This is a genomic window from Nocardia mexicana NBRC 108244, from assembly GCF_001613165.1.
GTDB classification, from domain to species: domain Bacteria; phylum Actinomycetota; class Actinomycetes; order Mycobacteriales; family Mycobacteriaceae; genus Nocardia; species Nocardia mexicana.
In genome coordinates this window covers 98,513-124,069 of the sequence record NZ_BDBV01000066.1, presented here as the reverse complement: position 1 = coordinate 124,069, position 25,557 = coordinate 98,513, and the positions used below count along the sequence as shown (strand labels likewise).

General features: G+C 69.8%; 23 protein-coding genes and 1 pseudogene. 17 read left to right on the top strand and 7 right to left on the bottom strand.

The features are described from left to right. Positions 1–397, top strand: a 397-nt coding sequence (locus NM1_RS25835; protein WP_157124007.1) for a DUF3043 domain-containing protein, incomplete at its 5' end; no start/stop codon positions are given. Between the two features lie 390 nt (positions 398–787). Here NM1_RS25835 and NM1_RS25830 read toward each other — a convergent pair. Beyond that, positions 788–1,000: a hypothetical protein gene (locus NM1_RS25830; RefSeq protein WP_068024947.1), complete on the bottom strand. Its 213-nt coding sequence runs from the start codon at positions 998–1,000 to the stop codon at positions 788–790. An 86-nt stretch (positions 1,001–1,086) separates the two neighbouring features. Between NM1_RS25830 and NM1_RS25825 the strand changes: the two genes are divergently transcribed. The 7 genes and pseudogenes from NM1_RS25825 to NM1_RS43120 all read left to right on the top strand — a co-directional run bounded on the left by NM1_RS25825 (position 1,087) and on the right by NM1_RS43120 (position 7,898). Continuing rightward, positions 1,087–2,043: a helix-turn-helix domain-containing protein gene (locus NM1_RS25825; RefSeq protein ID WP_068024945.1), complete on the top strand. Its 957-nt coding sequence runs from the start codon at positions 1,087–1,089 to the stop codon at positions 2,041–2,043. A 63-nt stretch (positions 2,044–2,106) separates the two neighbouring features. Continuing rightward, complete coding sequence (locus NM1_RS25820; protein WP_068024942.1) at positions 2,107–2,604, top strand: hypothetical protein; 498 nt, start codon at positions 2,107–2,109, stop codon at positions 2,602–2,604. Continuing rightward, positions 2,601–2,915 (top strand): transcriptional regulator, encoded by a 315-nt coding sequence (locus tag NM1_RS25815; RefSeq protein ID WP_068024937.1) that lies wholly within the window; start codon positions 2,601–2,603, stop codon positions 2,913–2,915. Before NM1_RS25820 ends, NM1_RS25815 begins: the two co-directional genes overlap by 4 nt. 483 nt (positions 2,916–3,398) lie before the next feature. Beyond that, a pseudogene (locus NM1_RS44165) lies at positions 3,399–3,983 on the top strand (bifunctional adenosylcobinamide kinase/adenosylcobinamide-phosphate guanylyltransferase); the annotation flags it as partial. Between the two features lie 612 nt (positions 3,984–4,595). Next, positions 4,596–5,690 (top strand): nicotinate-nucleotide--dimethylbenzimidazole phosphoribosyltransferase, encoded by a 1,095-nt coding sequence (gene cobT, locus NM1_RS44160; protein ID WP_068024997.1) that lies wholly within the window; start codon positions 4,596–4,598, stop codon positions 5,688–5,690. 325 nt (positions 5,691–6,015) lie between these two features. Beyond that, a complete protein-coding gene (locus NM1_RS25805; RefSeq protein WP_068024995.1) occupies positions 6,016–6,765 on the top strand; it encodes an adenosylcobinamide-GDP ribazoletransferase in 750 nt (249 codons plus the stop codon). A 566-nt stretch (positions 6,766–7,331) separates the two neighbouring features. Then, a complete protein-coding gene (locus tag NM1_RS43120; RefSeq protein ID WP_068024934.1) occupies positions 7,332–7,898 on the top strand; it encodes a dihydrofolate reductase family protein in 567 nt (188 codons plus the stop codon). Between the two features lie 445 nt (positions 7,899–8,343). On the opposite strand, the gene NM1_RS25795 is transcribed toward NM1_RS43120, so the two are convergent. The 3 genes from NM1_RS25795 to asnB all read right to left on the bottom strand — a co-directional run bounded on the left by NM1_RS25795 (position 8,344) and on the right by asnB (position 11,203). After that, entirely contained in the window at positions 8,344–8,865 is a 522-nt protein-coding gene (locus NM1_RS25795) for a hypothetical protein (protein ID WP_068024931.1), read from the bottom strand. A 16-nt stretch (positions 8,866–8,881) separates the two neighbouring features. Continuing rightward, on the bottom strand, positions 8,882–9,151 hold the full coding sequence (locus NM1_RS25790; protein WP_068024928.1) for a DUF2277 domain-containing protein: 270 nt from the start codon (positions 9,149–9,151) through the stop codon (positions 8,882–8,884). Between the two features lie 66 nt (positions 9,152–9,217). Further along, positions 9,218–11,203, bottom strand: coding sequence for an asparagine synthase (glutamine-hydrolyzing) (asnB, locus tag NM1_RS25785; RefSeq protein WP_068024993.1), 1,986 nt, complete (start codon positions 11,201–11,203; stop codon positions 9,218–9,220). 416 nt (positions 11,204–11,619) lie between these two features. Between asnB and ctaC the strand changes: the two genes are divergently transcribed. The 3 genes from ctaC (at position 11,620) to NM1_RS25770 (ending at position 13,773) form a co-directional block, all read left to right on the top strand. Further along, on the top strand, positions 11,620–12,618 hold the full coding sequence (ctaC, locus tag NM1_RS25780; RefSeq protein ID WP_068024925.1) for an aa3-type cytochrome oxidase subunit II: 999 nt from the start codon (positions 11,620–11,622) through the stop codon (positions 12,616–12,618). A 13-nt stretch (positions 12,619–12,631) separates the two neighbouring features. Further along, positions 12,632–13,048 (top strand): cytochrome c oxidase subunit 4, encoded by a 417-nt coding sequence (locus NM1_RS25775; protein WP_068024922.1) that lies wholly within the window; start codon positions 12,632–12,634, stop codon positions 13,046–13,048. Positions 13,049–13,188: 140 nt separating this feature from the next. Next, on the top strand, positions 13,189–13,773 hold the full coding sequence (locus tag NM1_RS25770; RefSeq protein WP_068024919.1) for a hypothetical protein: 585 nt from the start codon (positions 13,189–13,191) through the stop codon (positions 13,771–13,773). A 27-nt stretch (positions 13,774–13,800) separates the two neighbouring features. Here the strand turns inward: NM1_RS25770 and NM1_RS25765 are convergent, their stop codons facing one another. Beyond that, positions 13,801–15,078 (bottom strand): FAD-binding oxidoreductase, encoded by a 1,278-nt coding sequence (locus NM1_RS25765; protein WP_068024916.1) that lies wholly within the window; start codon positions 15,076–15,078, stop codon positions 13,801–13,803. Positions 15,079–15,362: 284 nt separating this feature from the next. On the opposite strand from NM1_RS25765, the gene NM1_RS25760 reads away from it, so the two are divergent. Then, positions 15,363–16,157 (top strand): alpha/beta fold hydrolase, encoded by a 795-nt coding sequence (locus tag NM1_RS25760; RefSeq protein ID WP_068024914.1) that lies wholly within the window; start codon positions 15,363–15,365, stop codon positions 16,155–16,157. A gap of 123 nt (positions 16,158–16,280) precedes the next feature. On the opposite strand, the gene NM1_RS25755 is transcribed toward NM1_RS25760, so the two are convergent. Next, entirely contained in the window at positions 16,281–17,645 is a 1,365-nt protein-coding gene (locus NM1_RS25755) for a wax ester/triacylglycerol synthase domain-containing protein (protein WP_068024911.1), read from the bottom strand. A 343-nt stretch (positions 17,646–17,988) separates the two neighbouring features. After that, entirely contained in the window at positions 17,989–18,891 is a 903-nt protein-coding gene (sigJ, locus tag NM1_RS25750) for an RNA polymerase sigma factor SigJ (RefSeq protein WP_068024909.1), read from the bottom strand. A 136-nt stretch (positions 18,892–19,027) separates the two neighbouring features. Between sigJ and NM1_RS25745 the strand changes: the two genes are divergently transcribed. The 5 genes from NM1_RS25745 (at position 19,028) to NM1_RS25725 (ending at position 25,549) form a co-directional block, all read left to right on the top strand. Further along, positions 19,028–21,238, top strand: a complete 2,211-nt coding sequence (locus NM1_RS25745) for an MMPL family transporter (RefSeq protein ID WP_084520024.1) — start codon at positions 19,028–19,030, stop codon at positions 21,236–21,238. A gap of 548 nt (positions 21,239–21,786) precedes the next feature. Beyond that, positions 21,787–22,833 (top strand): 3-oxoacyl-ACP synthase III family protein, encoded by a 1,047-nt coding sequence (locus tag NM1_RS25740; RefSeq protein WP_084520023.1) that lies wholly within the window; start codon positions 21,787–21,789, stop codon positions 22,831–22,833. A 32-nt stretch (positions 22,834–22,865) separates the two neighbouring features. Then, positions 22,866–23,141 (top strand): LysR family transcriptional regulator, encoded by a 276-nt coding sequence (locus NM1_RS25735; protein ID WP_068024906.1) that lies wholly within the window; start codon positions 22,866–22,868, stop codon positions 23,139–23,141. Between the two features lie 159 nt (positions 23,142–23,300). Further along, positions 23,301–24,350: a polyprenyl synthetase family protein gene (locus NM1_RS25730; RefSeq protein ID WP_068024903.1), complete on the top strand. Its 1,050-nt coding sequence runs from the start codon at positions 23,301–23,303 to the stop codon at positions 24,348–24,350. A gap of 8 nt (positions 24,351–24,358) precedes the next feature. Beyond that, positions 24,359–25,549, top strand: a complete 1,191-nt coding sequence (locus NM1_RS25725; protein WP_068024900.1) for a 4-hydroxybenzoate 3-monooxygenase — start codon at positions 24,359–24,361, stop codon at positions 25,547–25,549. Positions 25,550–25,557: the final 8 nt, after the last annotated feature.

Below are 25,557 nucleotides of genomic sequence, written 5' to 3'. Positions count from 1 at the left end.
GGCCGCGGCCGATCGGCGCGCGCGCATGCTCGCCGGCGAGGACAAGTACCTGCTGCCGCGCGATCGCGGTCCGGTCCGCGCCTACGTGCGCGATCTGGTCGACGCGCGCCGCAACCTGGTCGGGCTGTTCATGCCGCTGGCGCTGGTGCTGATCCTGACCATGTTCCTGACGCCGGCCGTGCAGGCCTACGTCACGCTGGCCATGCTGGTGATGATGGTGTTCATGGTCGGCGAGGGCTTCCTGATCGGCCGCACCATCAACAAGCGGGTGCAGGAGCGCTACCCCGACGACACCAGCTCGTCCTGGTCGCTGGGCTGGTACGCCTTCGTCCGCGCCTCCCAGATCCGCCGCATGCGCGCCCCCAAGCCCCGCGTCAGCCCCGGCGACTCGGTCTAACCTTCCGGCCAGCGTCGCACCGAGCCTCCCGCCCCGCCACGGCCCGGCCCAGCCTGGCCCCGCCGCACCCCTTACCCGTTCGCGCATCCCGGACTCCGCAGCTGGTGCGCGAACGACGACGGGCTGCGCGAGGTTCAGGTGCGCAGCAGCACGCATCCCGCGTTCGCTCACGCACCCCCTGCAACGCTTGTACGGGGTGCATGAGTGTGGGCGGGGTGCGGGAAGTGTTGGCGAGCTCGAGGACGGCTGCCTTCGCCACCGTGCACGGGCTGGTGGTGTGTCGGCCCCTTCGCACCCCGTGTGTACTCACGCACCCGGTATATGCGTTGTACGGGGTGCGTGAGCGAACGCGGGGTGCGGGAACGCTGGTCGGGGGCAGGGGAGGTGGGGTCACCGGGTGTGGTGGTCTGCCGTGTTCCAGCCGGAGGGGATTTGTTCGCGCATGCCGGTGATGGCGCGTAGTTCGATGTCTATGCGCTGGGCGTCGCGGTCGTCGATGTTGCTGGATCCGATTGGGGGGAGGGTGATTCCGTGGTGCAGGAAGACCCGCATCGCCAGCACGATCATGACAATGAACAGGAAGGAGAGCAGGTAAGTGAGCATGGCAGTAATTTTTCCTACATCCACTTCCTGCCACCAGTGGCAGTTGCGTCATTGTTCGTAAATATTCGGCCACGTACACTGTGGGCATGCTGAACAAGGTCGCCGCGGTGCTCAGTCAGACCGTCGCCATGTTCGAATTCGGCGTCCTCTGCGAGGTTTTCGGGCTGGACCGCCGCGACGACGGGCTGCCCGCCTTCGACTTCCGGGTCTGCGGGGCCGAGCCCGGCCGGGAGCTGACCTCCAGCACGCCCGGTATCACGGTCACCCCCCAGTACGGCCTGGACGAGCTGCTCGACGCCGATCTGGTCGCCGTTCCCGCGTATCCGGTCGCGCCGGGTTACGAGTTCGATCCGCGCGTGGTGCAGGCCGTCCGCGCCGCATCGGACGCGGGAGCCACCGTGCTCACCGTCTGCTCGGGCGCGTTCCTCGCGGGCGCGGCCGGGCTGCTCGACGGACGCAAGTGCACCACGCACTGGCGCTATGTCGACAAGCTCGCCGAGCGGTACCCGCAGGCCACCGTCGACCCGGACGTGCTGTTCGTCGACGAGGGCAATCTGATCACCAGCGCGGGCACGGCGGCCGGGATCGACGCCTGCCTGCATCTGGTGCGGCGGGAGCTGGGCAGCGCCGTCGCCAACAAGATCGCCCGGCGGATGGTGGTGCCGCCGCAGCGCGACGGCGGGCAGCGGCAGTTCATCGAGCGCCCGATGCCGGGGTACGAGTCCGACAGCCTGCGCGACACCCTGCTGTGGATGGACGAGCATCTCGAGTTGCCGCACACGGTGGAGGACCTGGCCGCCCGCTCGGCCATGTCGACACGCACCTTCGCCCGCCGGTTCGTCGCCGAGACCGGCACCACCCCGGTCAAGTGGCTCACCAACCAGCGCGTCCTGCTCGCCAAACACCTGCTCGAGGACACCACCCTCGACCTGGAAACCATCGCGGGCCGTTCCGGTTTCGGCTCCGGCGCCCTCCTGCGCCACCACTTCCAGCGCCTGGTGGGCATCGCCCCGATCGAATACCGCCGCCGCTTCGGCGCCTGACGTTTTCCGGTCTGGAAACTCGACTGTTGACGTTGTGGAAAGTGTGGATCTACAGTTTCCGTTATGGAAACTGAAGCCTTCCCGCCCCGCCCGTCGGCCGCGCAGGCTCGCATCGCGCTCGACGAGGCGGGGGATATCCGGGAATCGGTGCGGCGGCTGTCCGCCACGCCGTGGCCGGTCTGGTTCACCGCCGTCCTGACCGTCTATGCGATGGCCTATCCCGTCGTGTTCGGGGGCGCGATGGCCCGTCCGGAATGGCTTGTTCCCCAGGGTGTTTGGGTAGCGGTGCTGGTCGCGATGGCGGCCGTCCTGTTCGCGCTGCTCGCGTTCGCCGGGCGTGCGTGGACGCGCCGGACAGGTGTGGCGCTGCGCATGGATGTGCTGCCGGCGCGGATCCTCTGGCCGGCGCTCGGCTCGTATCTGTTGATCAACGTGGGGGCCGTGGTCTGGTTCCGGGGCACGGGCTCGCCGTGGCCGCTGCTGGGAGCGTCGGCCGTCAGCGCCCTGTACACGGTCGGGAGCCACCTGCTGTTCGTGCGCATGCACGAGGGCCGGGCATGACCGTGCCGGGCTCCGACGGATTCGATCCGGTGATCCACGCGCCGCACCGGCTTCGGATCTGCGCCTTGCTGGAGGCCGCCGGCGAGGCGGAGTTCGGCACGGTGCAGCAGCAGTTGCAGGTGTCGGCGTCGGTGCTCAGTAAACAGGTCGCGGCCCTGATGGAGGCGGGGTACGTCGCACAGCGCAAGGCGGTCCGCGACACCCGGCAGCGAGTGTGGTTGCGGCTCACCGCGGATGGTCGCACGGCCTATCGGGCGCACAGCGCGACGCTGCGCGCGATCATCGGCGACGGGGTGAACGCGGCTACCTGAGGCTACGTCTGACGGCCGCGGCACGACCCGCAATCCCGGTGCTGCCGGACTCGGGTCGGTGAAAAGGGGCGAGGCGCGGGGCCGAGCCCGCGCCGCTGCAAGACCGCCGCCGCAAGACGGCCGCTGCAAGACTGCCGCCGCAAGACGGCCGCTGCAAGACCGCCGCCGCAAGACGGCCGCCGCAAGACCGCCGCTGCAACACGGCCGCTGCAAGACCGCCGCCGCAAGACGGCCGCCGCAAGACGGCCGCCGCAACACTGTCGGCACTGTCGGCGCCGCAACACCGTCGGCGCTGCGGCACCGTTCGCGCTGCGGCACCGTTCGCGCTGCGGCACCGTTCGCGCTGCGGCACCGTTCGCGCTGCGGCACCGTTCGCGCTGCGGCACCGTTCGCGCCGCGGCACTGTCCGCGCTGCGAGACGTCCGGTGGCGGGAGCGCGGAGGTGGGCGGAAACGCTCGGGTGGTTGGTGCGGAAACCCTCGGGTGGTTGGGGACTGGTGTGCAGGTCGTCCGGGGTTGGTTGATGGTTGGTACCGTTCTGGCGTGGTTGACGAAGCGGCGAGCGGGCGAGCGGTGCGGACGCTGGTACTCGGCGGGGCGCGGTCGGGGAAGTCGGCGTTTGCCGAGGAGCTGGCCGGGCGGGCCGGGGCGGTGCGCTATGTCGCGACCGCCGTGGTGGATCCCGCCGATGCCGATTTTGCCGAACGCGTTGCGGCGCACAGGGTTCGGCGTCCGGGCGTGTGGAATGTCGTGGAGGGCGATCCGGTGGCGGTGCTCGCCGATCCCGCCCCGGTGACGCTGATCGACGATCTCGGCACCTGGCTGACCGGGCGCATCGACGCGCGGGCGGCCTGGGAGTCGCCGCGCGGCACCGTGCAACCCGACGCCGACGCCTTGGTCGCGGCCGTGACCGGGTACGGGCGGCGGCTGGTGATCGTGAGCCCCGAGGTCGGGCTGGGCGTCGTCCCGGCGACCAAGTCGGGGCGGCTGTTCCAGGACGAGATCGGCGAACTGAACCAGCGCATCGCCGCGGTCTGCGACGAGGTCTACCTGGTGGTCGCGGGCATCCCGACGCGCATCAAGGGCGCCGGTGTGCCCGGCGGTGTGGGCGATTCGCAATCGACGGCCGCAGCGGCGAGCGGCGCAGTCGCGGCCGGTGCGTCGGCGGTGGGCGGCGCAGTCGTAGCCGGTGCGTCGGCGGCGGGCCGCTCCGACACGGATTCTGCGACCGTCGACCGGGCCTCTGCCGGTGGTCCCGACACGAGCGCTCCGGCTGCCGGTGCGGGCTCGGCGGCCGGGTCTGCCGCGGCCGGTTCCGGCGCGGCTGCCACACCTGCCGCCGCGGGTGGCAGCTCCGACGCGATAGCGACTCCCGGTGCGGCGGGTCCGGATTCGTCCGCGGCAGCCACCTCTGCCGCCGCCGCCCGCGGCTCCGAGGTGATTGCTACTCCCGGTGCGGTGGGGCCGGATTCGTCCGCGGCCGAGGCGTCGTCGCCCGATTCGGACGAGACGAGTTCGTCCTCGCACGCTGAAAACGGTTCGGCCGCAGCGAAGACCGACGCTGCGTCGCCGGCGGCCGTGGTGAGCGTCGACGCGGCCGCAGCCGAACTCGGCGCCGGTCCTCGCACCACCGAGGCCGGTGTCGCCGTCGGATCCGCCAGTGCTGGGGAGTTCGACCACATCGCGGAATTCTCCGGTGCCGCACCGGAATTCGGACCGGTGGCCACGCCCGATGCGCGGTTGCGGGGCGAGGCGGAGGCGCGGCAGCTCGAGCTCACCAAACCGGCGGGGGCGCTGGGGCGGCTGGAGACGCTGGGCAACTGGATCGCGGCCTGCCAGGGCGGGTGTCCGCCGCGGCAGTTCGAGCGCGCGCGGGTGGTGGTGTTCGCCGGGGACCACGGCGTTGCGCGACACGGGGTTTCGGCCTACCCGAGCGCGGTGACCGGGCAGATGGTCGCCAACTTCCTGGCGGGTGGCGCCGCGGTCAACGCGCTCGCGCGGCTGGCGGACGCGTCCGTGCGGGTGGTGGATATCGCCGTGGAGGGCGATACCGATCCCGCCGTCTCCCGGTACAAGGTGCGCCGCTCGAGCGGCAGCATCGACCGCGAGGACGCGCTCTCCGAGACCGAGGTGCGCGCGGCACTGGCGGCGGGGAAGGCGATCGCCGACGAGGAGATCGACGGCGGGGCCGACCTGCTGATCGCCGGTGACATGGGCATCGGGAACACCACGCCCGCAACGGTTCTCATTGCCACGCTGACCGACACCGAGCCGGTGCTGGCCGTCGGGCGGGGTACCGGTGTCGACGATGCCGGGTGGATGCGCAAGGCTGCCGCGGTCCGCGACGCCATGTGGCGAGCCCGCACGCACCGCTACGACCCGGTCGCGCTGCTGCGCGTCGCCGGCGGCGCCGACCTGGCCGCCGCGGCCGGCTATCTCGCCCAGGCCGCGGCCCGTCGCACCCCGGTGATCCTCGACGGCCTGGTGGTGACCGCCGCCGCACTGCTGGCCGACATGCTGGCCCCGGGCGCGAGGGCCTGGTGGGTGGCGGGCCACCGCTCCACCGAACCGGCGCACGCCCAGGCCCTGACCAGGCTGAGTTTGGAACCGCTGGTGGACCTGGAGATGCGCCTCGGCGAGGGGTCGGGCGCGCTCACCGCCCTCCCGATCCTGCGCGCGGCCGTCGCGGCCCTCGCCGACATGTCGACCTTCGCCGCCGCCGGAGTGAGCACCGCCGCCGAAACCGCCCCGGCCCCATCGGAAGTCGCGCCCTGACCCGGCGGGTGAAGTACTGCGCCGAGCCTGCGCGGAGCCCGTGCGGCACCCCACCTGGGGTCGTGAGGTCCGCCTCGAGCCCCCTCCCTGGAATACCTGACCACAGGTATCTCCCGCTCCCGCGGCGCCAGTCGTCGTCGCAGACCGGTTCGCGCACGCCCTGCGCGTTCTCGCACTCGCTACACAGCTACGCAAGGGGTGCGGGGGCAGGTACGGGGTGCGGGAACGGGATAACCCGGCGTGTAGTTGCCTGTGTCGGTGGTGTTGTGGTGAACCGGGTGGGCCGGGGTGTGCCCATCGGCGGTGAGGTTCGGTGGGGGTGCCGGTGAGCGGAATTCGTTTGGCGTTGTCCTGGCTGACGGTGCTGCCGATTCGGGGACCGGGCGTGGTGGATCGGGTGATCGCGGGCCGGGCGATTGCGCTCGCCCCACTGGTCGGGCTCTTGCTCGGGGGCGGTGCGGCCGGGGTGCTGTGGGTATCGGCCACGGCCGGAACGAGTTTCGGGCTGGCCGGGTTGCTCGCGGTGGCGGCGCTGGCGCTCGCGACGCGGGGCATGCACCTGGACGGCCTGGCCGACACGATGGACGGTCTCGGTAGTTACGGCCCACCCGAGCGGGCGCGCGAGATCATGAAGAGCGGGGGCGCGGGGCCGTTCGGGGTAGCGGCGTTACTGTTCGCCGTCGGAATTCAGGCGCTGTCCTTTGCGGCACTGGCCGAGTACGGCAGGTGGTGGGCCGTCGTGGTGGCTGTGGCGGCCGGTCGGGTCGCGGTCGTGCTGTCCTGCCGCCGGGGTGGTACCGCGGCGCCCGGCGCCGGATTCGGTGCGCTGGTGGCAGGTACACAGTCCACCATCGTCGCAGCTGCGTGGTGCGTAATCGCCGTCGCCGCAGGAGTATTCGCGACCCCGGACCGCCTCTGGCTCGGCGCTCTCGCAGTCGCCGCGGGTCTTGCTGTCGCCGCGCTGCTCGTCCGCCACTGCCACCGCCGCTTCGGCGGCCTCAACGGCGACGTCCTCGGCGCCGCCAGCGAACTCACCGTCACCGTAACCGCAGCCCTCCTGTCCCTGCACCCGTGATACCGGGACCCATACCCGCACCGGCCCGTGCATTGCCGCACCCCCGTGCATTGCCGCACGCCCGTGCATTGCCGCACGCCCGTGCATTGCCGCACGCCCGTGCAATTGCGGCACCCTCGGTGCGTTGCTGCATGCCCGGCGTGTTGCCGCACCCCGGTGCGTTGCTGCACGCTCGGCGCGTTGCCGTGTGCTCGGTGCGTTGCTGCATGCCCGGCGTGTTGCTGCACGCTCGGCGCGTTGCTGCACGCTCGGCGCGTTGCTGCACGCTCGGTGCGTTGCTGCAGGCCCGGTGCGATGCCGCACGCCCGGTGCATTGCCGCACCACCGGTGCATTGCCGCACCACCGAAGTTTCCCGCACCACCGCGTATTTCCGCCCCACCACCGCGGATACCTGCACTCTCGCACTGCCTGCACGTTCTCTCGCACCCCTGCACGTTGCCGCATCTCCTGCATGGCCTTGCAGGGCGTGCGGGAACGTGTAGGGGGTGGCGTGGGCCGGGTTCCGATGAATTCTGGTCACTCGGTTCGTCGGGATTGGGGACAACCGAATTCGACGAGGAGAGCTATGCGACCACTGATCCTGCACATGATGGTCACCCTGGACGGATACGCTGCCGGGCCGGACGGCGGCCTGGACTGGATCGAGGTGGACGATCCCGAGCTGGACGGCTATCTGGCCGAGCTGCTCGGCAGCGTGGATGCGCAGATCTTCGGGCGCAAGTCCTATGAGCTGTTGGCGCAGTATTGGCCGCAGGCGCAAGAGAATCCGGCCACGCCGGGGGATGCGGAGCTCGCGGCGCTCGTCAACGGGATACCGAAGATCGTGGTCACCTCGCGGCCGGACACCCCGCTGGACTGGCAGCCCGCGTCGACCATCGGCGCCGATCTCACCGCCGAGACGGCCGAGTTGAAGAGCAAGCCCGGCAAGCCGCTCGTGCTGTTCGCCGGGGCCGCCACGGCACAGGAATTCCTGCGCCGCGACCTGGTCGACGAAATCCGGCTGCTGGTCTTCCCGGTGCTGCTCGGCGCGGGGGAGCGGCTCTTCGTCGACGACACTCGCCAGGACCTGAGATTCACCGAATCCCGGTCGTTCCCCACGTCGGGCGTCATCCTCCAGTGCTACCGGAAGTGACGTGAACGGGCCGCACGTCGAGCGCGAAACCGCCGACGTAGTGTGACAGCCTCAACGGCGACGTCCCCGGCGAGCCCCGCCGTACTGCGACCGCGCCTCCCGCCCTGGCCTTGCGTTCGCGCACCCTGTATCCGTTCGCGCACGGGCTGCGTGGCGCACACGGGGTGGCGTGGGCGTGCAGGGGGTGTGCGCAAGGTGCGTGGGCGTGCGCGGGGGTGTGCGCAAGGTGCGTGAGCGTGCAGGGGGTGTGCGCAAGGTGCGTGAGCGTGCAGGGGCGGCGTGCGCAAGGTGCGTGAGCGTGCAGGGGCGGCGTGCGCAAGGTGCGTGAGCGTGCAAGGGGGCGGGCGCAAGGTGCGTAGGCGTGCGCAAGGTGCGGGGGCATGCAGGGGGTGCGGGAGTGTGCACGGGGTGCGGGATGTGCGCAAGGTGTGTGAGGGTGGGTGGGCTAGGTCCAGCCGGTGTGGGTGAGGATTTGGGTGGCGATGTCGGGGATCGGGCGGTGGTCGGTGGGGATGCGGTGGACCCACGGTGGGGCCTCGCGGTTGAGCTTCTCCGCCATGCACGTGCTGCGGTGCAGGTGGCGGTCCAGCGCCGTGCCGATCTCGCGCTGTGAAAGTCGGTGTCTCGCAGACTCGTCCGTGCAGGTGAGTAGGATGCCGATCGCGGTGGGGGCGTCGCCCATGGCGGCGGTCAGCTTGTCGGCGACCGCGGGGAGGACGCTGGCGGTATTGGTGTAGATCATGCGGCGATAACCGAGGGCCCGATAGTTCGACCACATGGCGGCCAGGTTCTGCTCGGCCAGCTCGTGCTCCCACGGCGCGGGGTACGCGAGGTCGAGCAGATCCCCCTCGATCAAGCAGTGCCGTACACCGAGATCCGACAGCTGAGCGTGCAGCTCGAACCCGATACTGCTCTTGCCCACCCCGGACCGCCCACCGATGAGCAAGACCTCGGACGGCTCGTTCACCGGCGGTCCGCAGTGCTCAGCCGCGGGCCTCGATGCGCGCGCGGACCTCGGGGCGGCGCAGCGGCGGGATGGTCTTCGGCGGGACCTTGCGCTCGGGGAGCTCGGCCAGCAGGCGGGTGGTGACGGCCGCGATGTCGGCGACCGCGGCCTCCACCACCGCACGATTGGCTTCGGAGACACTGGACAGGCCGCCGACCTTGCGCACGTACTGCAACGCCGCGGCCTGGATCTCCTCCGACGTCGCCGCGGGCTCCAGCCCGCGCAGGGGAGTGATGTTTCTGCACATGCTCCGAGGCTAGCCCCGCCGGGCGACAGGTACGAGGTCTCGAACGCGCAGCCGCAGGTCAGAAGGCTACAGGCGCACCGGGTAGGTGGGCTCCTGGATCTGCGGCTTGATGCGGTCCTCGACGAAGATGCCGTGCCAGATCATGAACACCAGCAGCGTCCACAGGCGGCGGCTGTGATCGGACGACCCGGAACGGTGGGCCTCCAGCATCGCCTTGATCGCCGACTTGTCCAGCAGGTGGTCGGTCTGGGAGTCGGCGATCTGCGCGGCCGCCCAGTCGTGCAGCTCCGGACCGCGCAGCCAGTGCCGCAGCGGCACCGGGAAGCCCAGCTTGGGACGGTGCAGCACGTGCGGCGGGACGATTTCCTCCAGTGCCCGCCGCAGCGCGTACTTGGTGGTCTCCTTGGTGATCTTCTGGTCGTAGGGGATCTTCTCGGCGACCGCGAAGACCTCGGAGTCCAGGAACGGCACCCGCAGCTCGAGCGAGTTGGCCATGGTCATCTTGTCGGCCTTGACCAGGATGTCACCGCGCAGCCAGGTGAACAGGTCCAGGTGCTGCATCCGCGCCACCGGATCCATATCGGCGTCCTGCTTGGCGTAGATCGGCCCGGTCACGTCCTGATGCGTCCATTCGGGCCGGAATTCGCGCAGCACCGAACGCAATTGGGCGTCGTTGAAGCTGCGGGCATTGCCGTAGTAGCGCTCCTCGAGCGTCAGCGACCCGCGGTGCAGCAGGCTCTTGCCCCGGGTGCCCTCGGGGATCCGGTCCGACAGCTTCCCCGCCAGCCGCCGCAGCCCCTGCGGAAGATACTCGAAGGGCTTGAGCGACAACGGTTCCCGATAGATCGTGTAACCGCCGAACAGCTCGTCCGACCCCTCCCCGGACAGCACCACCTTGACGTGCTTGCGGGCCTCCTTGGCCACGAAGTACAGCGGCACCAGCGCCGGGTCGGCCACGGGATCGTCGAGGTACCAGACGATTTCGGGAATCGCCCCCGCGAAATCCTCCGGGCTCACCGTCCGGATGTAGTGCTTGGCGCCGATCGCCTCGGCGGTCTCGGCGGCCACGTCGGCCTCCGAATAGCCCTCGCGCTCGAAAGCGGAGGTGAAGGTCAGCAGGTTCGGATTGTGCTGGATCGCCAGCGCCGCAATGGCGGTCGAATCGATGCCGCCGGACAGGAACGAGCCGACGGTGACATCGGCCCGCATGTGCTTGGCGACCGAATCCTTCAACACCTCGGCGATCTCGTGATACCGGTGTTCGGCGGTGTTCGGCCGGCCGGGGGACTGCGGGCGCTTGCTCGGCGTGTGGGCGGTCTCGTCCTCGGACTTGCTGAACGGCACCACCCGGAACCGCGGCTCGAAATACCGTGTGACCCGCGGCTTTTCACCCGGACCCAGCATCGCGTAGCACCCGGACTCCAGCCGCCGGACGTTCTTGTGCAGCGATTCCGGCTCCGGAACATACTGCAGCACCGTGTAGTGCTCCAGCGCTCGCACGTCCAGCTCGTCCGAGAGTCCCAGTGCCGGAAGCAGTTCCAGCAGGCTCTTCTTCTCACTGGCGTAGGCGGTGCCGTTCGGGCCGGTCGCGACGAACAGCGGCTTGATGCCGAACGGGTCGCGGGCCAGCACCAGCTTGCGCTGTTCGGTGTCCCAGATCGCGAACGCGAACATGCCCCGCAGCCGCGCGAAGACCTCGATGCCCCAGTAGTGATACCCGGCCACGATCGACTCGCCGTCACCCTCGGTGCGGAACTGCGCCCCGTGCTCGGTCCGTAGCTGCTCGCGCAGCTCCAGGTAGTTGTAGATCTCCCCGTTGAACGCCAGCGCGTAGCGCTCCGGGTTCTCCGGCGGCCCCCAGAACAGCGGCTGGTGCGAATGCTCGATGTCGATGATCGACAACCGGTTGAAGCCGAGGATGATGTGCTCGTCGTGCCAGGTTCCGCGCTCGTCGGGGCCGCGGTGGCGGCCACACTGCAATGCGTCGTAGACCTGGTTGACGACGTCGTCGGTGGCGACGTCAGCGGTCAGAAATCCGAGCAGTCCACACACTGCGTCGAGAACCTCGTTTCCGGGATCGGGTGCGGGCAGGACGAGCGAAACCCAGTCTCCGAGTATGCCGTACCGGGGTGCGGCGCGTGCGGGGAGGGATTTTCCGAGGAACCGGAGGTCGTCGGTGTGTCGAATGCGACCCGGGCACAACGCGGTACCCGGTTTGGTCTACGCTGCGTAGTACTCGGGAACTCCCGGGCCGGACCGTGCGTTTGCACCGGTCCGCCCACGATCCCCGAACGTGCTGAATATTGCGTCGCCCGGTCCGCGCCGGGCGGCGGCGAGTCGGTTAGACGACCAGGAAGGCGTTGAGCGTGGCGCACAAGGCGAGCGAAGCGACAGGGGCACGCCCCGGCGGGGGCTCTACCTCCGGCGGACGGGGCCGCACCCTTCGGCGGGCCGGGCTGGCGGTGTCCATGGGGATCACCGTGCTGCTCGTCTCGGGCTGCTCGATCGACAACCCCGTGCTGCGGTTCGGCTGGCCCACGGGTGTCACCCCGCAGGCGACCCGGATGCGCGAGCTGTGGACGTGGTCGGTGGTCGCCGCCCTGGCGATGGGCGTGCTGGTGTGGGGCCTCACCTTCTGGACCGTGGCCTTCCACCGCAAGAAGTCGAATTCGCCGGAGTTCCCGCGCCAGACCGGGTACAACGTGCCGCTGGAGCTGACCTACACGGCGATTCCGTTCGTGATCATCGCGGTGCTCTTCTACTTCACCGTGGTCGTGCAGAACTACGTGCACGAGAAGGTGTCGAACCCGGATGTGGTCGTCGATGTGACCGCGTTCCAGTGGAACTGGAAGTTCGGCTACCAGAAGGCGGTGCTGCCGGGCGGCCAGATCTACGACGGCGCCGACAAGGAGCGCAACTCCCTGAACCAGGAGATCATCGAGGAGTACAAGGAGCGCAAGGTCGACGGCCATCCGCAGCCGGGTCCGAACAACGGCCTGCCCGCCAACGACACCTCCTACCTGCACTACGACAAGGTCGAGACGATCGGCTCCAGCCGGGAGATCCCGGTGCTGGTGCTGCCGACCGGCAAGGTCGTCGAGTTCCAGCTCGCCGCCGCGGACGTCATCCACTCCTTCTGGGTGCCGGAGTTCCTGTTCAAGCGCGACGTGATGCCGAACCCGAAGGAAAACCACTCCGACAACACCTTCCAGATCACCAAGATCGAGCGGGAGGGCGCCTTCGTCGGCCGTTGCGCGGAGATGTGCGGTACTTTCCACTCGATGATGAACTTCGAGGTCCGGGCCGTGAGCCCGGAGAAGTTCGAGCGCTACCTGCAGGTGCGGGAGAAGGGCGCGACCAACGCCGAGGCGCTGGCGAGCATCGGCGAGTCGCCGGTGTCGGTGACCACGCACCCGTTCGACACCGACCGCACCGCGCGCGAAGCCGCCCAGGCCGAGAGCAAGTGAGGACTGAACTGACATGAAGGTCGAAGCACGCATCTTCGAGCTGCTCACGGTGTTCTTCATCATCGTGGGCGTCGTCTACGCATTCTTCACCGCGCAGTCGCGCACCGGCGTCGAATGGGCCGGTACCACCGCGATCGTGCTGACCGCGGGTCTGACGCTGATCGTCGGCACCTACTTCCGCTTCGTGGCCCGCCGCCTGGATCTGCGCCCGGAGGACTACGAGGATGCCGAGATCGTGGACGGCGCCGGCGACCTGGGCTTCTTCTCGCCCGGCAGCTTCTGGCCCATCCTGATCGCCGCGGCCGCCTCGGTGACCGCGATCGGCTTCGCGTTCTTCCAGTTCTGGCTGATCGGCGTCGGCGTGATCTGCATCCTGATCACGGTCGGCGGCCTGGTGTTCGAGTACCACCTGGGCCCCGAGAAGCACTAGCGCACACGACGAACGCGGCGCCCCGGTCGAATCCCGACCGGGGCGCCGCGTTTCGTCCGTGGTGGGTCTCGGCGGTGGTGGATGATGCGTATCCCGAACAGCGGCCGAGGCCGGGCGGGCACACCGAAGGGAATCGACCGGTGACAGATCCGATAGTGGCGACCGACGAACCCGCCCGCGCCGCGGTACCGCGCTGGTGGACGATCACGATGGGCGCGATCACGGCTGTCGCGGTGGGCATCTGCGCCGCCGTGCTGTGGGTCCTGGTGTCGGACGGCTCGTCCGCGTTCCTGGTCCTCGCCGTCTGGGCGCTGCTCGCCGCCGGGGCCGCGTGGCTGGCGGCGGTGCTCTTCTGCTCGTGGCGGTACCGGAGTCGCGGCTGGCGGCTGCGTGCGGTGGCGCCGGTCGTCGTGTGCTGCACTGTCGTCGTGGGCGCGACCGGGATTCCGGAGAAGATCGGCTGGGCGGTGTCCGAGTCCGCGCTGGACCGGGTCGCCGCCGAGTGCGTGCGACCGGACGACGGCCGGGCCGGTGTCTACCGCATCCGCACGGTGGAGAAGCACCGGGACGGATGCCTGCTCTACACCGACGGCGGATTCATCAATCCGGTCGGATTCGCGCACTTCCCCGCTGCCGCACCGGCTCTGGGCCGCCCGCGCCACGAGGGCGACATCGGGTACGAACACCTCGACGGCCCGTGGTATCGGTTCACAGTGCAGTTCTGACGGACGGCGGCCCAGGCGGACAGGCCCCTAGTCGGTCTCGTAACGCGTGGCGCGTTCGGAGTGGCAGATGTCGGCGATGGCGGTGTCGATCTCGCGGAGCAGTTCGGAGGTGCCCGACTTGCCGGTGTAGGTCTCGGTGGGGCGGACGCGGCAGGTGAAGGTGAGGAAACCGTGGTCCTCGCCGGACAATTCGTGCAGATAGGGGGAGCGGACGCCGTAGGTCATGGCCGAGATGACGGTGAAGCAGCCGCTGCGCTCGCGGTAGTCGGTGAACAGGTCGTGCAGGCGGTGGAATACCGCCGTATACGTCGACAGCGGCGCGAACACGGCCACCCGGTAGGCCGGGCCGCGCTCGGCGGAGGTGATCACCGTATCGGCGAGATACTCCGCGTCGCGCAGCGTCAGCACCTTCGGGGAGAACATCAGCGCACCGGCGGCGGCGTTGCGCACGGGCATGCCCGCCGGGCCGCGTGCCGCGGAGGCGATCGCGCCCAGCGACTTCCGCGCTCGGGAGCCCAGTTCGCGGCGGGCCCGCAGCGAGGCCGTGGCGGTGGTGGGATGCAGGCTCGACCACTGGCCGAAGCGGACCGTGCCCAGCTGCACGTGGCCGGTGCCGACCGGGCGCGACACCCGCAGCGGCGCGGTGTCGACCCAGCGGCCCACCTGGAGCATGGCGTCGCCGGGCCGCTCGATCTCGGCGACCGAATGTTCGACGAAGGTGTCGAAGTCGAGGAAGCGGTGGGCCTCCGAGGTCAGCCAGGTGTGGTCCTTGTCGACCTCGACGGCCTCCAGGGTGAGCGCGGTGATGATGCCGGTGCGACCGGCCCCGCCGAGGATGCGGCGGAAGCGGTCGGCGTGGTGGGCGCGCCCGCAGGTGCCGAATCTGCCGTCCGGATCGACGTATTCGAGCGCGACGACGTTATCGCTGAACATGCCGTAGCGGTGCGAGGCGGCACTGAGCCCGCCGACCGCCGCGAACCCGCCCGCCGTGATCTCGCGGTGGTCGCCGACGATCGGGAGCCCCAGACCGTGCGCGGCGAGCGTGCGATCGATATCGGACAGCCGCGCACCGGCCTGCACGCGGACGAGCCGGGCGTCGGCGTCGACGGCCTGCACCCGGTTCATCCGCCGCAGCGACAACACGACGCGGCGGTCGGGCGGGGCGAGCTCGTCCTCGGCGTGGTCGCCGTACTCGCCGCCGCGGACGGTCAGCGGCTGCGGGCGGGAGTCGCGAACCGTGCGCACGACGTCCGCGGTATCGCGGGGAAGGTACTCGTCGGGCAGGTCGGCCAGCGTCATGCTCATGCTGCCACCTCGCCGGCGCTCGCAAGCCCGCTCACGGCCGTCGCCTCGCTGCTGTTCGGCACCGGCATGCGCACGGGCGCATTGTGTTTCGGGGATTGCTCACTGCGCAGGCTCATGGCCCCACAGCTAACCACAGTCGCGGCGGTTCGTCTGCCCCGAGCTCGAGCGGGCAATCGCGACACGCGCGGCGTGGCGGATTGCCGACATGGTGTGGCGTTTCGACGGAAGCGGCAACCCGGTCCCCGTCCCTACGCTGAGCAGCATCGACGACTCTGGGAGGACCCGTGTTCCGCTATTCCGGTCATGACGGCTGGCCGCTGTCCGCGTCAACGGTGGGCAACGCCGGACCCGACGTCGTCCTGATGCACGGCGGCGGGCCGGACCATCGCAGCCTGCTACCGCTGGCCGACCGGCTGGCCGACCGCTGCCGCGTGGTGCTGCCCGACGTCCGCGGCTACGGCATGTCCCGGTGCGCGGACCCGGCCCGCCACACCTGGGCGCGCTATGCCGAGGACGTGGTGGCGCTGCTCGACCATCTCGGAACCGAGCGCGCCGTCGTCGGCGGCACGGGACTCGGGGCGACCGTCGCGGCGCGGGCGCTGCTCGCCCGTCCGGACCGGTTCACCGCGGGGATTCTGATCAGCGTCGAAGACATCGAGGACGACGCGGCGAAGCGGGCCGAGACGGCGATGATGGACGCCTTCGCTGCCACCGTGACCGCGGCGGGCATCGAGGCGGCGTGGGCGCCGATCCTGCCGGAGCTGGCGCCGGTGATCGAAACGCTTGTCCGCGAGGCGATTCCGCGCAGCGATCCGGCGAGTATCGCCGCGGCCGCCGCGATCGGCCGGGACCGCAGCTTCCGCAGCCCCGCCGAACTCGCGGCCATCGCGGCGCCCGTCCTGCTCTTCCCGGGCATCGACCAGCGCCATCCCACGGCGTTGGCGCGGGAATTGGCGCGGATCCTGCCGGACGCCCGGCTCGGCCCGGGTTTCGGCGCCGAGATGCGCACGGCCGACGATCTCGCCGACGCCGTGGCACCGGCCATCCGGGAGTTCCTGGCCGCGGTGCCGGCGGGCTGACGGACGAGGAGCCCGGTCCCGGCAGGCGGTGTGTGGGGAGACCGAACGTGGCCGGGATGCGCCTAGCTCGGATGCCGCGGGTAGGGGCTTCCCCGTACCGCCGGTGGCGCGGGGGAGTCTGACTTACCGCGAGTCGGTGAGCGCGGCGGCGACGGAGTCGAATGCCTCCTGGAGGATGTCGCAGTAGCCGTCGATGTCGTCGACGAGGGCCGGATCGCAGACCACCGATACCGCGAAGCTGTCGCCCGCTCCCACGAAGGAGTGGGCCAGGCCGATGTCCGGATAGACCGGCGGGAGCATGCCCGCGAACCGAAAGGGCTTGTCCAGCAACGACCATTCGGCGCTCGGCTCGCATCGGATGCTGGTCAGGACCGTGTGCGCGACGGTGGGCGGCGCCGATTCGGGGGGCGGCAGCGTGCCGTGCGCGGCGCGGTACATGCGGCTTGGCAGCATGTCGACCAGCCCCAGGCGCTCGAGTTCGCGGCGGCTGGTGGCGGAGGCGCGACGGACGCGCAGGGTGCCGTCGACCGCCTGGGCCCGCTCGGCCGGATCGCTCGTTGCCGGGTGCAGGTCGACCACGTCGGCGCCGACCCGGTTGACGCCCATCACCGTCGCACCGGGCACCGCGATGGTCACGAATGCCGCGAGATCGTCCGGGCACGCCTCGCCGCGCTTGTCCAGATATCGCTGCATCGCCTGGGATACCGCGGTCAGGCCGACGGCCGTCACGGTGGTTCCCGGAACCCGCACGGTTCGCAGGTCGACGGGGAAGGTCCGCACGGCGCGGCCGGGGCTGATGCGCTGGTTGAGGATCGTCGCGGTGCGCGGCGTCAGGTTCGGCCCGCCCTCGTCGCCTTCGCGGGCGATGCGCCGGTTCTCCGCCCGGACACCGGCGACGAAGCGCAGCAACCGAACCGGCCAGCCCAGCGCACCCCGGACGGCCGCGAGCCGTACCGGTGGGCGCCGCGCGGCGGGCCCGAGTCCCTCGATCTCCAGCGGCGGCTTCCCCGGCGCGAACAGGGCTTCCGACAGGGACGTCATGGCCGGGCCCGCCATCAGCGCATGACTCACATGAATCATGACGACGGTTCCCGTGCCGGTCAGCGTCGGAATCCCGGAGACATCGGCGAAGATATGCAGCTGCCACGCATTGACCCGGGCGTCCAGCGGTTGCTCCAGGACCCTGCCCATCCGGTCGAGACATGCTGCCCAGTCCAGGTTTTCGGAATGGACGGTCACGTGGTTCTCGACCGGGCTGTCGTCGACTTCCCAGAACGGATGGCCGAGCCCGGCGGGCACCTCGTGAATCCTGCGGCGCAGCGGTTCCAGCGCCTCGGCTCGATCGGTGACGTAGCGGACGAGGTCGGCCGACGCCGGGGTACCGCCCGCGTTGTCGAAGACCCACCACATCGGCCAGTCGCTGCGGCGGCCCGAGCGTGTGAAGTAGTAGTACATCGCGTCGTTGGCCGCGAGCTGTGCTTCGTGCATCCGCCTGCTCTCGTCGATCCAGATTCCCTGCACTCTAACGCCGCACGGGACTCACCCCGCCGGGCACGGACGGGCAGAGGTTCGCCACTCGGCACTGTCATTCCGGCACGCTCGCCACTGTCATTCCGGCACGCTTTTGGCCGGAGTCCATGGCCGTCACCTGTGGATTCCGGCCAAAAGCATGCCGGAAATAGAGGAGTGAGCGTGCTGGAGATAGGGGAGTGAGCGTGCTGGAGATAGGGGAGTGAGCGTGCTGGAGATAGGGGAGTGAGTGTGCTGGATGTGGGGACGTGAGTGTGCTGGATGTGAGGGATGTGAGCGTGGCTGACGGTGACCGGGCGGGTCAGCTCTGGGCGTAGGTGGTCGGGGTCAGGCCGTGGAGCTTGTCCGGGTTGACGACGGTGTAGATCGTGCGGACGGTTCCGTCGGGGTCCAGGTCGAGGATCAGGGCCGCGAACTCGGCTCCGTCGCGCCGGACGATGGCGGCGGGGGCGCCGTTGAGGTCGACGATCCGGGCGGACAGTTCGGCGAGCGTGCGGAAACCCGAGGAGATCAGGCGAAGGATGCGGTCGCGGCCGGTGACCACCCGCCGGGCCGTGCCCTTGCGGCCGCCGCCGTCGGTCCACATCGCCACGTCCGGGGCCAGCACCGCGAGCAGGGCGTTGAGGTCACCGCCCAGGGCCGCGTCGAGGAAGCGTTCCGTCGCCACCCGCTGGGTGGCCGGATCGGTGCGGTAGTACCCGCGCCGGTCGCGAATGTGCACCTTGGCGCGATGGGCCAGCTGCCGGACCGACTCGTGGGTGCGGCCGAGAATGTCGGCGATCTCCGGGTGGCTGTAGCCGAACGCCTCCTGCAGGACGAACACCGCCCGCTCCAGCGGTGTGAGCGCCTCGAGCACGACCATCATTGCGTAGGAAGCGGTTTCGGAGCGGATCGTGTGGTCGGAGTCGTCGGCGACGGGGTCGGGCAGCCACAGGCCGCGATAGGCCTCGCGATCGCGGCGGGCCCGCTTCAGCCGGGCCAGCGCGGTGTTGACCGCGATCCGCACCAGGTACGCGCGGGGGTTGTCCACGGCGGCCCGCTCGGTCGCGGACCATGCCAGCCAGGTCTCCTGGAGCACGTCCTCGACGTCGGCGACCGACCCGAGCATGTTGTAGGCCATCGAGAACAGCAGCTTGCGATGCGCCTCGAAATCCCTCGTCGCATCCTCGAGGGTCGCTGTGACAGGCGGTGTGACATCGACCACGAACCCATGATGTCACAGTTGCGTGTCCCCAGATCTCCCATGAGTAGGGCCTCACACCGGAACCCCGGCGACGAGACCCGTTGTCCGCGGGCCCACGGCTCGACTCCATCGGCAGGCTCGACACAAGGAACTGGTGATGAAATATCTGGCAGAGGTGATTCTGCGGTACCGGAAACCGGTGCTGGCGGGCGCCCTCCTCCTGGCCCTGCTGGGTGGCGTGGCGAGTGCCACATTGTTCGGCAAGCTGTCCAGCGGCGGGTTCTACCGGACCGACGGCGAGGCCAACCGCGCCGCGGCGGTACTGGAACAGACCTTCGGCGAACGGCCGCCGAACCTGACACTGCTCGTCGAGACTCCGTCCGGCGTCGACGATCCGCGCGCGGCGGCGCAGGGTGAGCAGATCGGCACCCGGCTGGCCGCGGAATCCGGTGTGGCCAATGTGGTTTCGTACTGGACCTCGCACGCTCCGCAGCTGCGCAGCCAGGACGGGAAGCAGGCGGTGATCCTCGCGACGATCGAGGGTGACGAGAGCGCGGTGGCCGGGCGGCTCAACGATCTGGCGCCCGCCTACGTCTCCGAACAGGACGGCGTGCGCGTCGAGGTCGGCGGCAACGCCATGTTCCAGAAGGAGATGAACGAGCAGGGCCAGGAGGACGCCACCCGCGGCGAGATGATCGCGTTCCCGATCACGCTCATCGTGCTGGTGCTGGTGTTCGGCAGCGTCGTGGCGGCGACCATGCCGCTGCTCGTCGCGCTGGTCGCGACCCTGGTGCAGCTCGGGGTGCTCTGGGTGCTGGCGAGCCTGACCGACCTGTCGGTGTTCGCGATCAGCGTGGCCAGCCTGCTGGGCCTGGGCCTGGCGATCGACTACAGCCTGCTGGTGGTGAACCGGTATCGCGAGGAGATCCACGCGGGCCGCGACGTCTCCGACGCCATCCGGGTGGTGATGACCTCGGCGGGCCGCACGGCGGTCTTCTCCGCGATCATCGTGTCGTTCTGCCTCGCGAGCCTGGTGTGGATCCCGCTCGGCGCGGTGCGCTCGATCGCCTACAGCGGTATCGCGACGGCCTTGCTGTCGGCCGGGGCGGCGGTGACGGTGCTGCCCGCCGTGCTGGCCCTGCTCGGCAGGCGGATCGAATCCGGCCGGGTGCTGAAGCGGTCGATCACGGTGGGGGACAACGGTTTCTGGCACCGGTTGGCGACCTTCGTGATGCGTCGCCCGATCCCGATCGCGCTGGCCGTGGCCGCGGTGCTGGTGCTGCTGGGCCTGCCCGCGCTGAGCATCAAGCTCGGCATGCCCGACGAGCGGATCATGGGCGAAAGCTCGGCGGCCCGGCAGGTGGCGACCGAGATCCGGGAGAATTTCGATGCCGGTGAGCAGAACGCGGTGCCGGTCGTGGTCCCCGAAACCGGCGGGCGGACAGGCGATGTCGCGGTCTATGCCGCCCAGCTGTCGCAGCTGCCCGATGTCGCCCGGGTCGATTCGCCCGCCGGGAGTTACGCCGACGGCGCCCGGGTGGCCGAGGGTGCGGCGTTCGAGCGGTTCGCCCGCGGCGACAGTGCGTACTACTCGGTGGTGCCCGATCCCGGCGTGGGCGCGTCGACCGGACTGGTGGAGGATCTGCGGGCCGCGCCGTCGCCCTTCCCCGTGCTGGTCGGCGGCGCCGCGGCGATGAACGTGGACACCACCGAGGTGCTGCAGCAGAAGATTCCGCTGGTCCTGCTGACGGTCGGCGTCACCATGGTGATCGTGCTGTTCCTGCTGACCAGCAGTGTCGTGCTGCCGTTCCTGGCGCTGCTGCTCAGTTCGCTGAGCATCACCGCCGCCTTCGGCGCGCTGGTCTGGATCTTCCAGGACGGGCACCTGGCGTCGCTGCTGGGCTTCACGCCCACCGGAACCACGGTCTCGACCATTCCGGTGATGCTGTTCGCGCTGGCGTTCGGCCTGGCGATGGACTACCAGGTGTTCATGCTCTCGCGCATCCGCGAGGAGTACGAGCGCACGGGGTCGACCACCGAGGCGGTCGCCTCCGGGCTGGCGCGGATCGGCCGGATCGTCACCGCCGCAGCGGTTTTGATCTCCCTGGTCTTCCTCGCCTTCCTGGTGTCGGACATCTCGATGGTGAAGGCGTACGGCCTGGGCCTGCCGCTGGTGGTGCTGATGGACGCGACGCTCATCCGTGGCGCGCTGCTGCCCGCGACGATGCAGATCAGCCGGAACTTCGTGTGGTGGGCGCCCGGCCCGCTGCGGCGGCTGTACGGGCGGATCGGATTCCACGAGGGTGAGTCGGTGCGATCCGAACCGGGTGGCGAGGCGGCCGCGGCGGAGCGCGCGGGCGCGAGGTAAACGGCAACAAAGGAATAGGAAAACACCGCGGTCCGCGATTCACGAATGGTGAATCGCGGGCCCTTTGTTGTCTCCGGGAACCATTTATTTCACAGGTCGATGTGCGGCCCTGTGAGTCGATCTTGTGTCCAGCCCCGGAATGTAGGGGCTATGGCCGGTCGATCGATTTCGATAGCCGACCGAAGGAATGGTCTCCGGTAGCGGCCCGGTGATCGGTTTGTTATCCTGGGTGCGCTCGGGGATTTGATACGGAGAATCCCTGGCCGATCGGACCAGGGGGCGTCAGTAAATTCAGCGGTTCTGGACCGGGGATAAGACCGAGAGCCGTCGTCGATCTCATTCATCCGACGTCGGCTGCGGATTGTTCGGATCGGGCATAGGCGGCCGATCTCCATGTGCGCGCGGCAGCGCCGGAAAATCTTGCTTCGCAAGAATAAAACTTCGCAAGAATAGAATCTTTGTCGACCGGGGTCGACGCTGGATTGGGGTGTCTTGTGCAAAGTATCGCTGCGTCGGAAACCAACACTACCTGTTATTGCGGATGTGCCGTGGCCGATCCGGCTCCGCACGAGGAATGCGGCGGCGTACACGCTGTCCGTCCGAACCGCTCCCGGGAATCGGCCGCGGTGGCGGTGCTCGGCACCGGGTCCTATCTGCCCGACCGGGTGGTCACCAATACCGAGGCGGGCGTGCATGCCGGCGTCGGCGACGCCTGGATCGTGCGCAAGACCGCGATCCGGCACCGGCGCTGGGCCCACCCGGAGCAGGCCACCTCCGATCTCGCCACGGCCGCGGCGCGCCGGGCCCTCGACTCCGCCGGCATCGATGCCGCGGAACTGTCGGTGATCGTCGTCGCCACCTCCACGCCGGATCGCCCACAACCGCCGACCGCGGCATACGTCCAGCATCGGCTCGGCGCACGCTACGCCGGCGCCTTCGACACCAACGCGGTGTGCAGCGGGTTCGTCTTCGCACTGGCCGCGGCGGAGTCGATGCTCGCCCGCTCCGGCGGGTACGGCCTGGTGATCGGCGCCGACATCTATTCGCGGATCCTCGATCCCGGCGACCGGAAGACGGTCATCCTGTTCGGCGACGGCGCCGGTGCGGTGGTGCTGGGCCCGGCGACCGGCGGCCGCGGAGTCTCGGGATCCGCCCTGCACACCTTCGGCGAACTGGGCGATCTGATCTGTGTCCCCGCCGGTGGCAGCCGTGAGCCGGGCGCACCGGCGGCGTGGGACTCCGGGCGGCACTACTTCACGATGAACGGCCGCGCCGTGCGGGAGTTCGTCGTCCGGAACCTGCCGCGCCTGGTGAAACAGTTCCTGCACGACAGCGCCGTCGGCCCCTCGGATATCGCCCACCTGGTCCCGCACCAGGCCAACGGGGTGCTCCTCGACGACCTGATCGCGGAACTGGATCTCCCCGAGGCCGTCGTCCACCGGACACTCGTCGACTACGGAAATACCGGCGCGGCATCCATTCCGATCACGCTCGACGTCGCCGCCCGCCGCGGCGCGCTGAATCCCGGCGAGCTCGTGCTGCTGGCGGGCTTCGGCGGCGGTATGTCGGTCGGACTCTCGCTGTTGCGCTGGTGAACGGCTCATGAATTTCTCGGGAGCGATAAATCATGACACGTCCTAGTATCGAGCAATTACGAATATTCCTGGCCGTCTATCGTCTGGGTTCGATCAATAAGGCGGCCCTCGAAATCGGCCTGTCGCAACCCACGGTGACGGCCCAGCTGCGCAGCCTGGAAAAGGCGCTGGGACATCAGCTTTTCCTGCGCGGACCCCGCGGCGTACGGCCGACAGCGGCCGCCGAGAAACTGGCCGACGGCGCCGGTCCGCTGGTGGCCGAGCTGGAGGAGTTTCTGCGCACGGCCGCGGTGGAGTATGCCGGGTGAACCTGTTCGAGGCAACCTCGGGAGTACCGATAATTCTTCTGTTCTCGTCGGGGCTCGTCCGCTGCTACCGTTTGAATCGAATTAAGGGGCGCACATCGATGCGGATCCCTGTTTTATCAATGTCATTCAGTATGAATCTCACCCAGTGAAGTGGTTGAAATGACTGTCGATGTAATCGAGGATCGATCGGCTGTCGAGCACCGGGAAAATCTCGTGCGGCTCGCTGAGGAACGGATGCGGGAATTCCTGGCCGGGGAGCGTGCGGCCTGGGTGGACCGGAATTCGAAGGTCACCGCCCCGCTGGACGCGGTCTACGAGCTGGTCGCGGCCGGCGGCAAACGCATTCGCCCGGCGTTCTGCGTCAGCGGATACCTGGCGGCGGGCGGCGATGCGGACGACACCCGGATAGTGGACGCCGCCATCGCGCTGGAGCTGCTGCACGCCTGCGCACTCATTCACGACGACGTCGTCGACGAATCCGCGCAGCGGCGCGGCGCCCCCACCGCGCACGTGCGTTACGAGGCCGAGCACGCCGCCCGGCAGTGGCACGGCCCGTCCTGGCGCTTCGGCGAGGCGGTGGCCATTCTGGCGGGCGACCTCGCCCTGGTGTACTCCGACCGGTTCATGTCCGGCATCTCCGCCGAGCTGGACCGGCTGTGGGCGGAACTGCGCGCCGAGCTCATCTTCGGCCAGTACATGGACGTGCGGGCGGCCGCCGAGCTGGCGACCGATCCGGAGCTGTCGCGGTGGATCGCCGTGCTCAAGTCCGGGCACTACACCATCCACCGGCCGCTGGCGGTGGGCGCGGTGGTGGCCGGTCGCCCGGATCTGGCGGGGGCCTTCGAGGAGTACGGGGTCAGCGTCGGCCAGGCCTTCCAGCTGCGCGACGACCTGATCGATGTGTTCGGCGACGCCGAGACCACGGGCAAACCCGCCGGGCTCGACCTGGAACGCCACAAGATGACGCTGCTGATGGCGCTGGCGACCCAGCGCGACCCGCGCGTGCACGAGCTGGTGACGGCGCCGCAGCCCGATCTCGCCGAGATCCGGACCGTGTTCCAGGAGCAGGGAATTCGCGACGAGATCGAGGCGGCGATCGGCCGCCTGGTCGAGCAGGGCTGCGATGCCCTCGATCGCGCGCCCCTCGCCCCGCGGTGGCGCGACGAGCTGGCGGCCATGGCGCGCCAGGTCGCCTACCGGGACCGCTAGGGGCACCCGTGCGTCACGAGAATGTTGCCGTGGTCGTCGTCGGCGCCGGGCCCGCGGGCCTGCTGCTGGCGCAGCTGCTCGACCGGTCCGGCGTGGACTGCCTCGTCCTCGAGGCGCGCAGCCGCGAGTATGTGGAGAACCGCACCCGCGCGGGCCTGCTGGAACAGCACACCGTCGATGTGCTGCGTGCCGCGGGTGTCGCGGATCGCCTGGAGCGCAATGCGATCCGGCACGGCGGCGTCGAATTTCGGTTCGCCGGGCGGCGGCACCGGGTACCGACCGACGAGCTCGTCGGCGAGCCGACCTGGATCTACGGGCAGCAGGAGATCGTCAAGGACCTCATCGCCGCCCGGGTCGCGTCCGGCGGGCGGCTGCACTTCGGTGTCGAGGACGTCCGGCTGTCCGGGCTGGTCGAGCGACCGCGGGTGCACTGCACGGTCGACGGCACCGAGGTCGAGATCACCGCCGACTACCTGGCGGGGTGCGACGGTTCGCACGGGGTGACGCGGCGCAGCCTCCCCGACGGCGCCGTCTCGGTCCTCGAACAGTCGTATCCCTTTGCGTGGCTGGGCATCCTGGCGCAGGCCCGGCCGTGCGGGACCGAGCTGATCTACGCGCCGCACGAGCGCGGCTTCGCCCTGCTGAGCATGCGGTCGCCGACCGTGACGCGGGCGTATCTGCAGGTCGACGCCGACGATGAGGTCGGCAATTGGCCCGACGAGCGGATCTGGCAGGAGCTGCGGCGACGGCTCGAGGCGATCGATGCGGCACCGGTGGCCGAGGGCCCGATCATCGACCGCGGCATCACGCGGATGCGCGGTGTCGTCGTCGACCCGGTGCGCGTCGGCCGCACCTTCCTCGCCGGGGACGCGGCGCATATCGTGCCGCCCAGCGCGGCCAAGGGGCTCAATCTCGCTGTCGCCGATGCCGAATCGCTCGCCGAGGCGCTCGCGGCCCGCTACCGCGACGGCCGCGAGGACCTGCTGGCCTCCTATTCCGACGACTGCCTGCGCCGCGCGTGGACCGCGCAGGCGTTCTCGGCCTCGATGACCGAACTGCTGCACCGCTTTCCGGGCCGCACCGAGTTCCAGGCCGGTGTGCAGCGCGCGCAGCTGCGGCGGCTGGTGGATTCGGACGCGGCGGCCCGCAGCTTCGCCGAGGAATACACCGGCCGCTCGCGTCGCCCGCTGCTCATCTGACTCGCATG

Coding starts and splice junctions, on each gene's coding strand:
- NM1_RS25830 (WP_068024947.1), bottom strand. CDS start 1,000: ATGCTCACTTACCTGCTCTCCTTCCTGTTCATTGTCATGATCGTGCTG.
- NM1_RS25825 (WP_068024945.1), top strand. CDS start 1,087: ATGCTGAACAAGGTCGCCGCGGTGCTCAGTCAGACCGTCGCCATGTTC.
- NM1_RS25820 (WP_068024942.1), top strand. CDS start 2,107: ATGGAAACTGAAGCCTTCCCGCCCCGCCCGTCGGCCGCGCAGGCTCGC.
- NM1_RS25815 (WP_068024937.1), top strand. CDS start 2,601: ATGACCGTGCCGGGCTCCGACGGATTCGATCCGGTGATCCACGCGCCG.
- NM1_RS43120 (WP_068024934.1), top strand. CDS start 7,332: ATGCGACCACTGATCCTGCACATGATGGTCACCCTGGACGGATACGCT.
- NM1_RS25790 (WP_068024928.1), bottom strand. CDS start 9,151: ATGTGCAGAAACATCACTCCCCTGCGCGGGCTGGAGCCCGCGGCGACG.
- ctaC (WP_068024925.1), top strand. CDS start 11,620: ATGGGGATCACCGTGCTGCTCGTCTCGGGCTGCTCGATCGACAACCCC.
- NM1_RS25775 (WP_068024922.1), top strand. CDS start 12,632: ATGAAGGTCGAAGCACGCATCTTCGAGCTGCTCACGGTGTTCTTCATC.
- NM1_RS25765 (WP_068024916.1), bottom strand. CDS start 15,078: ATGAGCATGACGCTGGCCGACCTGCCCGACGAGTACCTTCCCCGCGAT.
- NM1_RS25755 (WP_068024911.1), bottom strand. CDS start 17,645: ATGCACGAAGCACAGCTCGCGGCCAACGACGCGATGTACTACTACTTC.
- NM1_RS25745 (WP_084520024.1), top strand. CDS start 19,028: ATGAAATATCTGGCAGAGGTGATTCTGCGGTACCGGAAACCGGTGCTG.
- NM1_RS25735 (WP_068024906.1), top strand. CDS start 22,866: ATGACACGTCCTAGTATCGAGCAATTACGAATATTCCTGGCCGTCTAT.
- NM1_RS25730 (WP_068024903.1), top strand. CDS start 23,301: ATGACTGTCGATGTAATCGAGGATCGATCGGCTGTCGAGCACCGGGAA.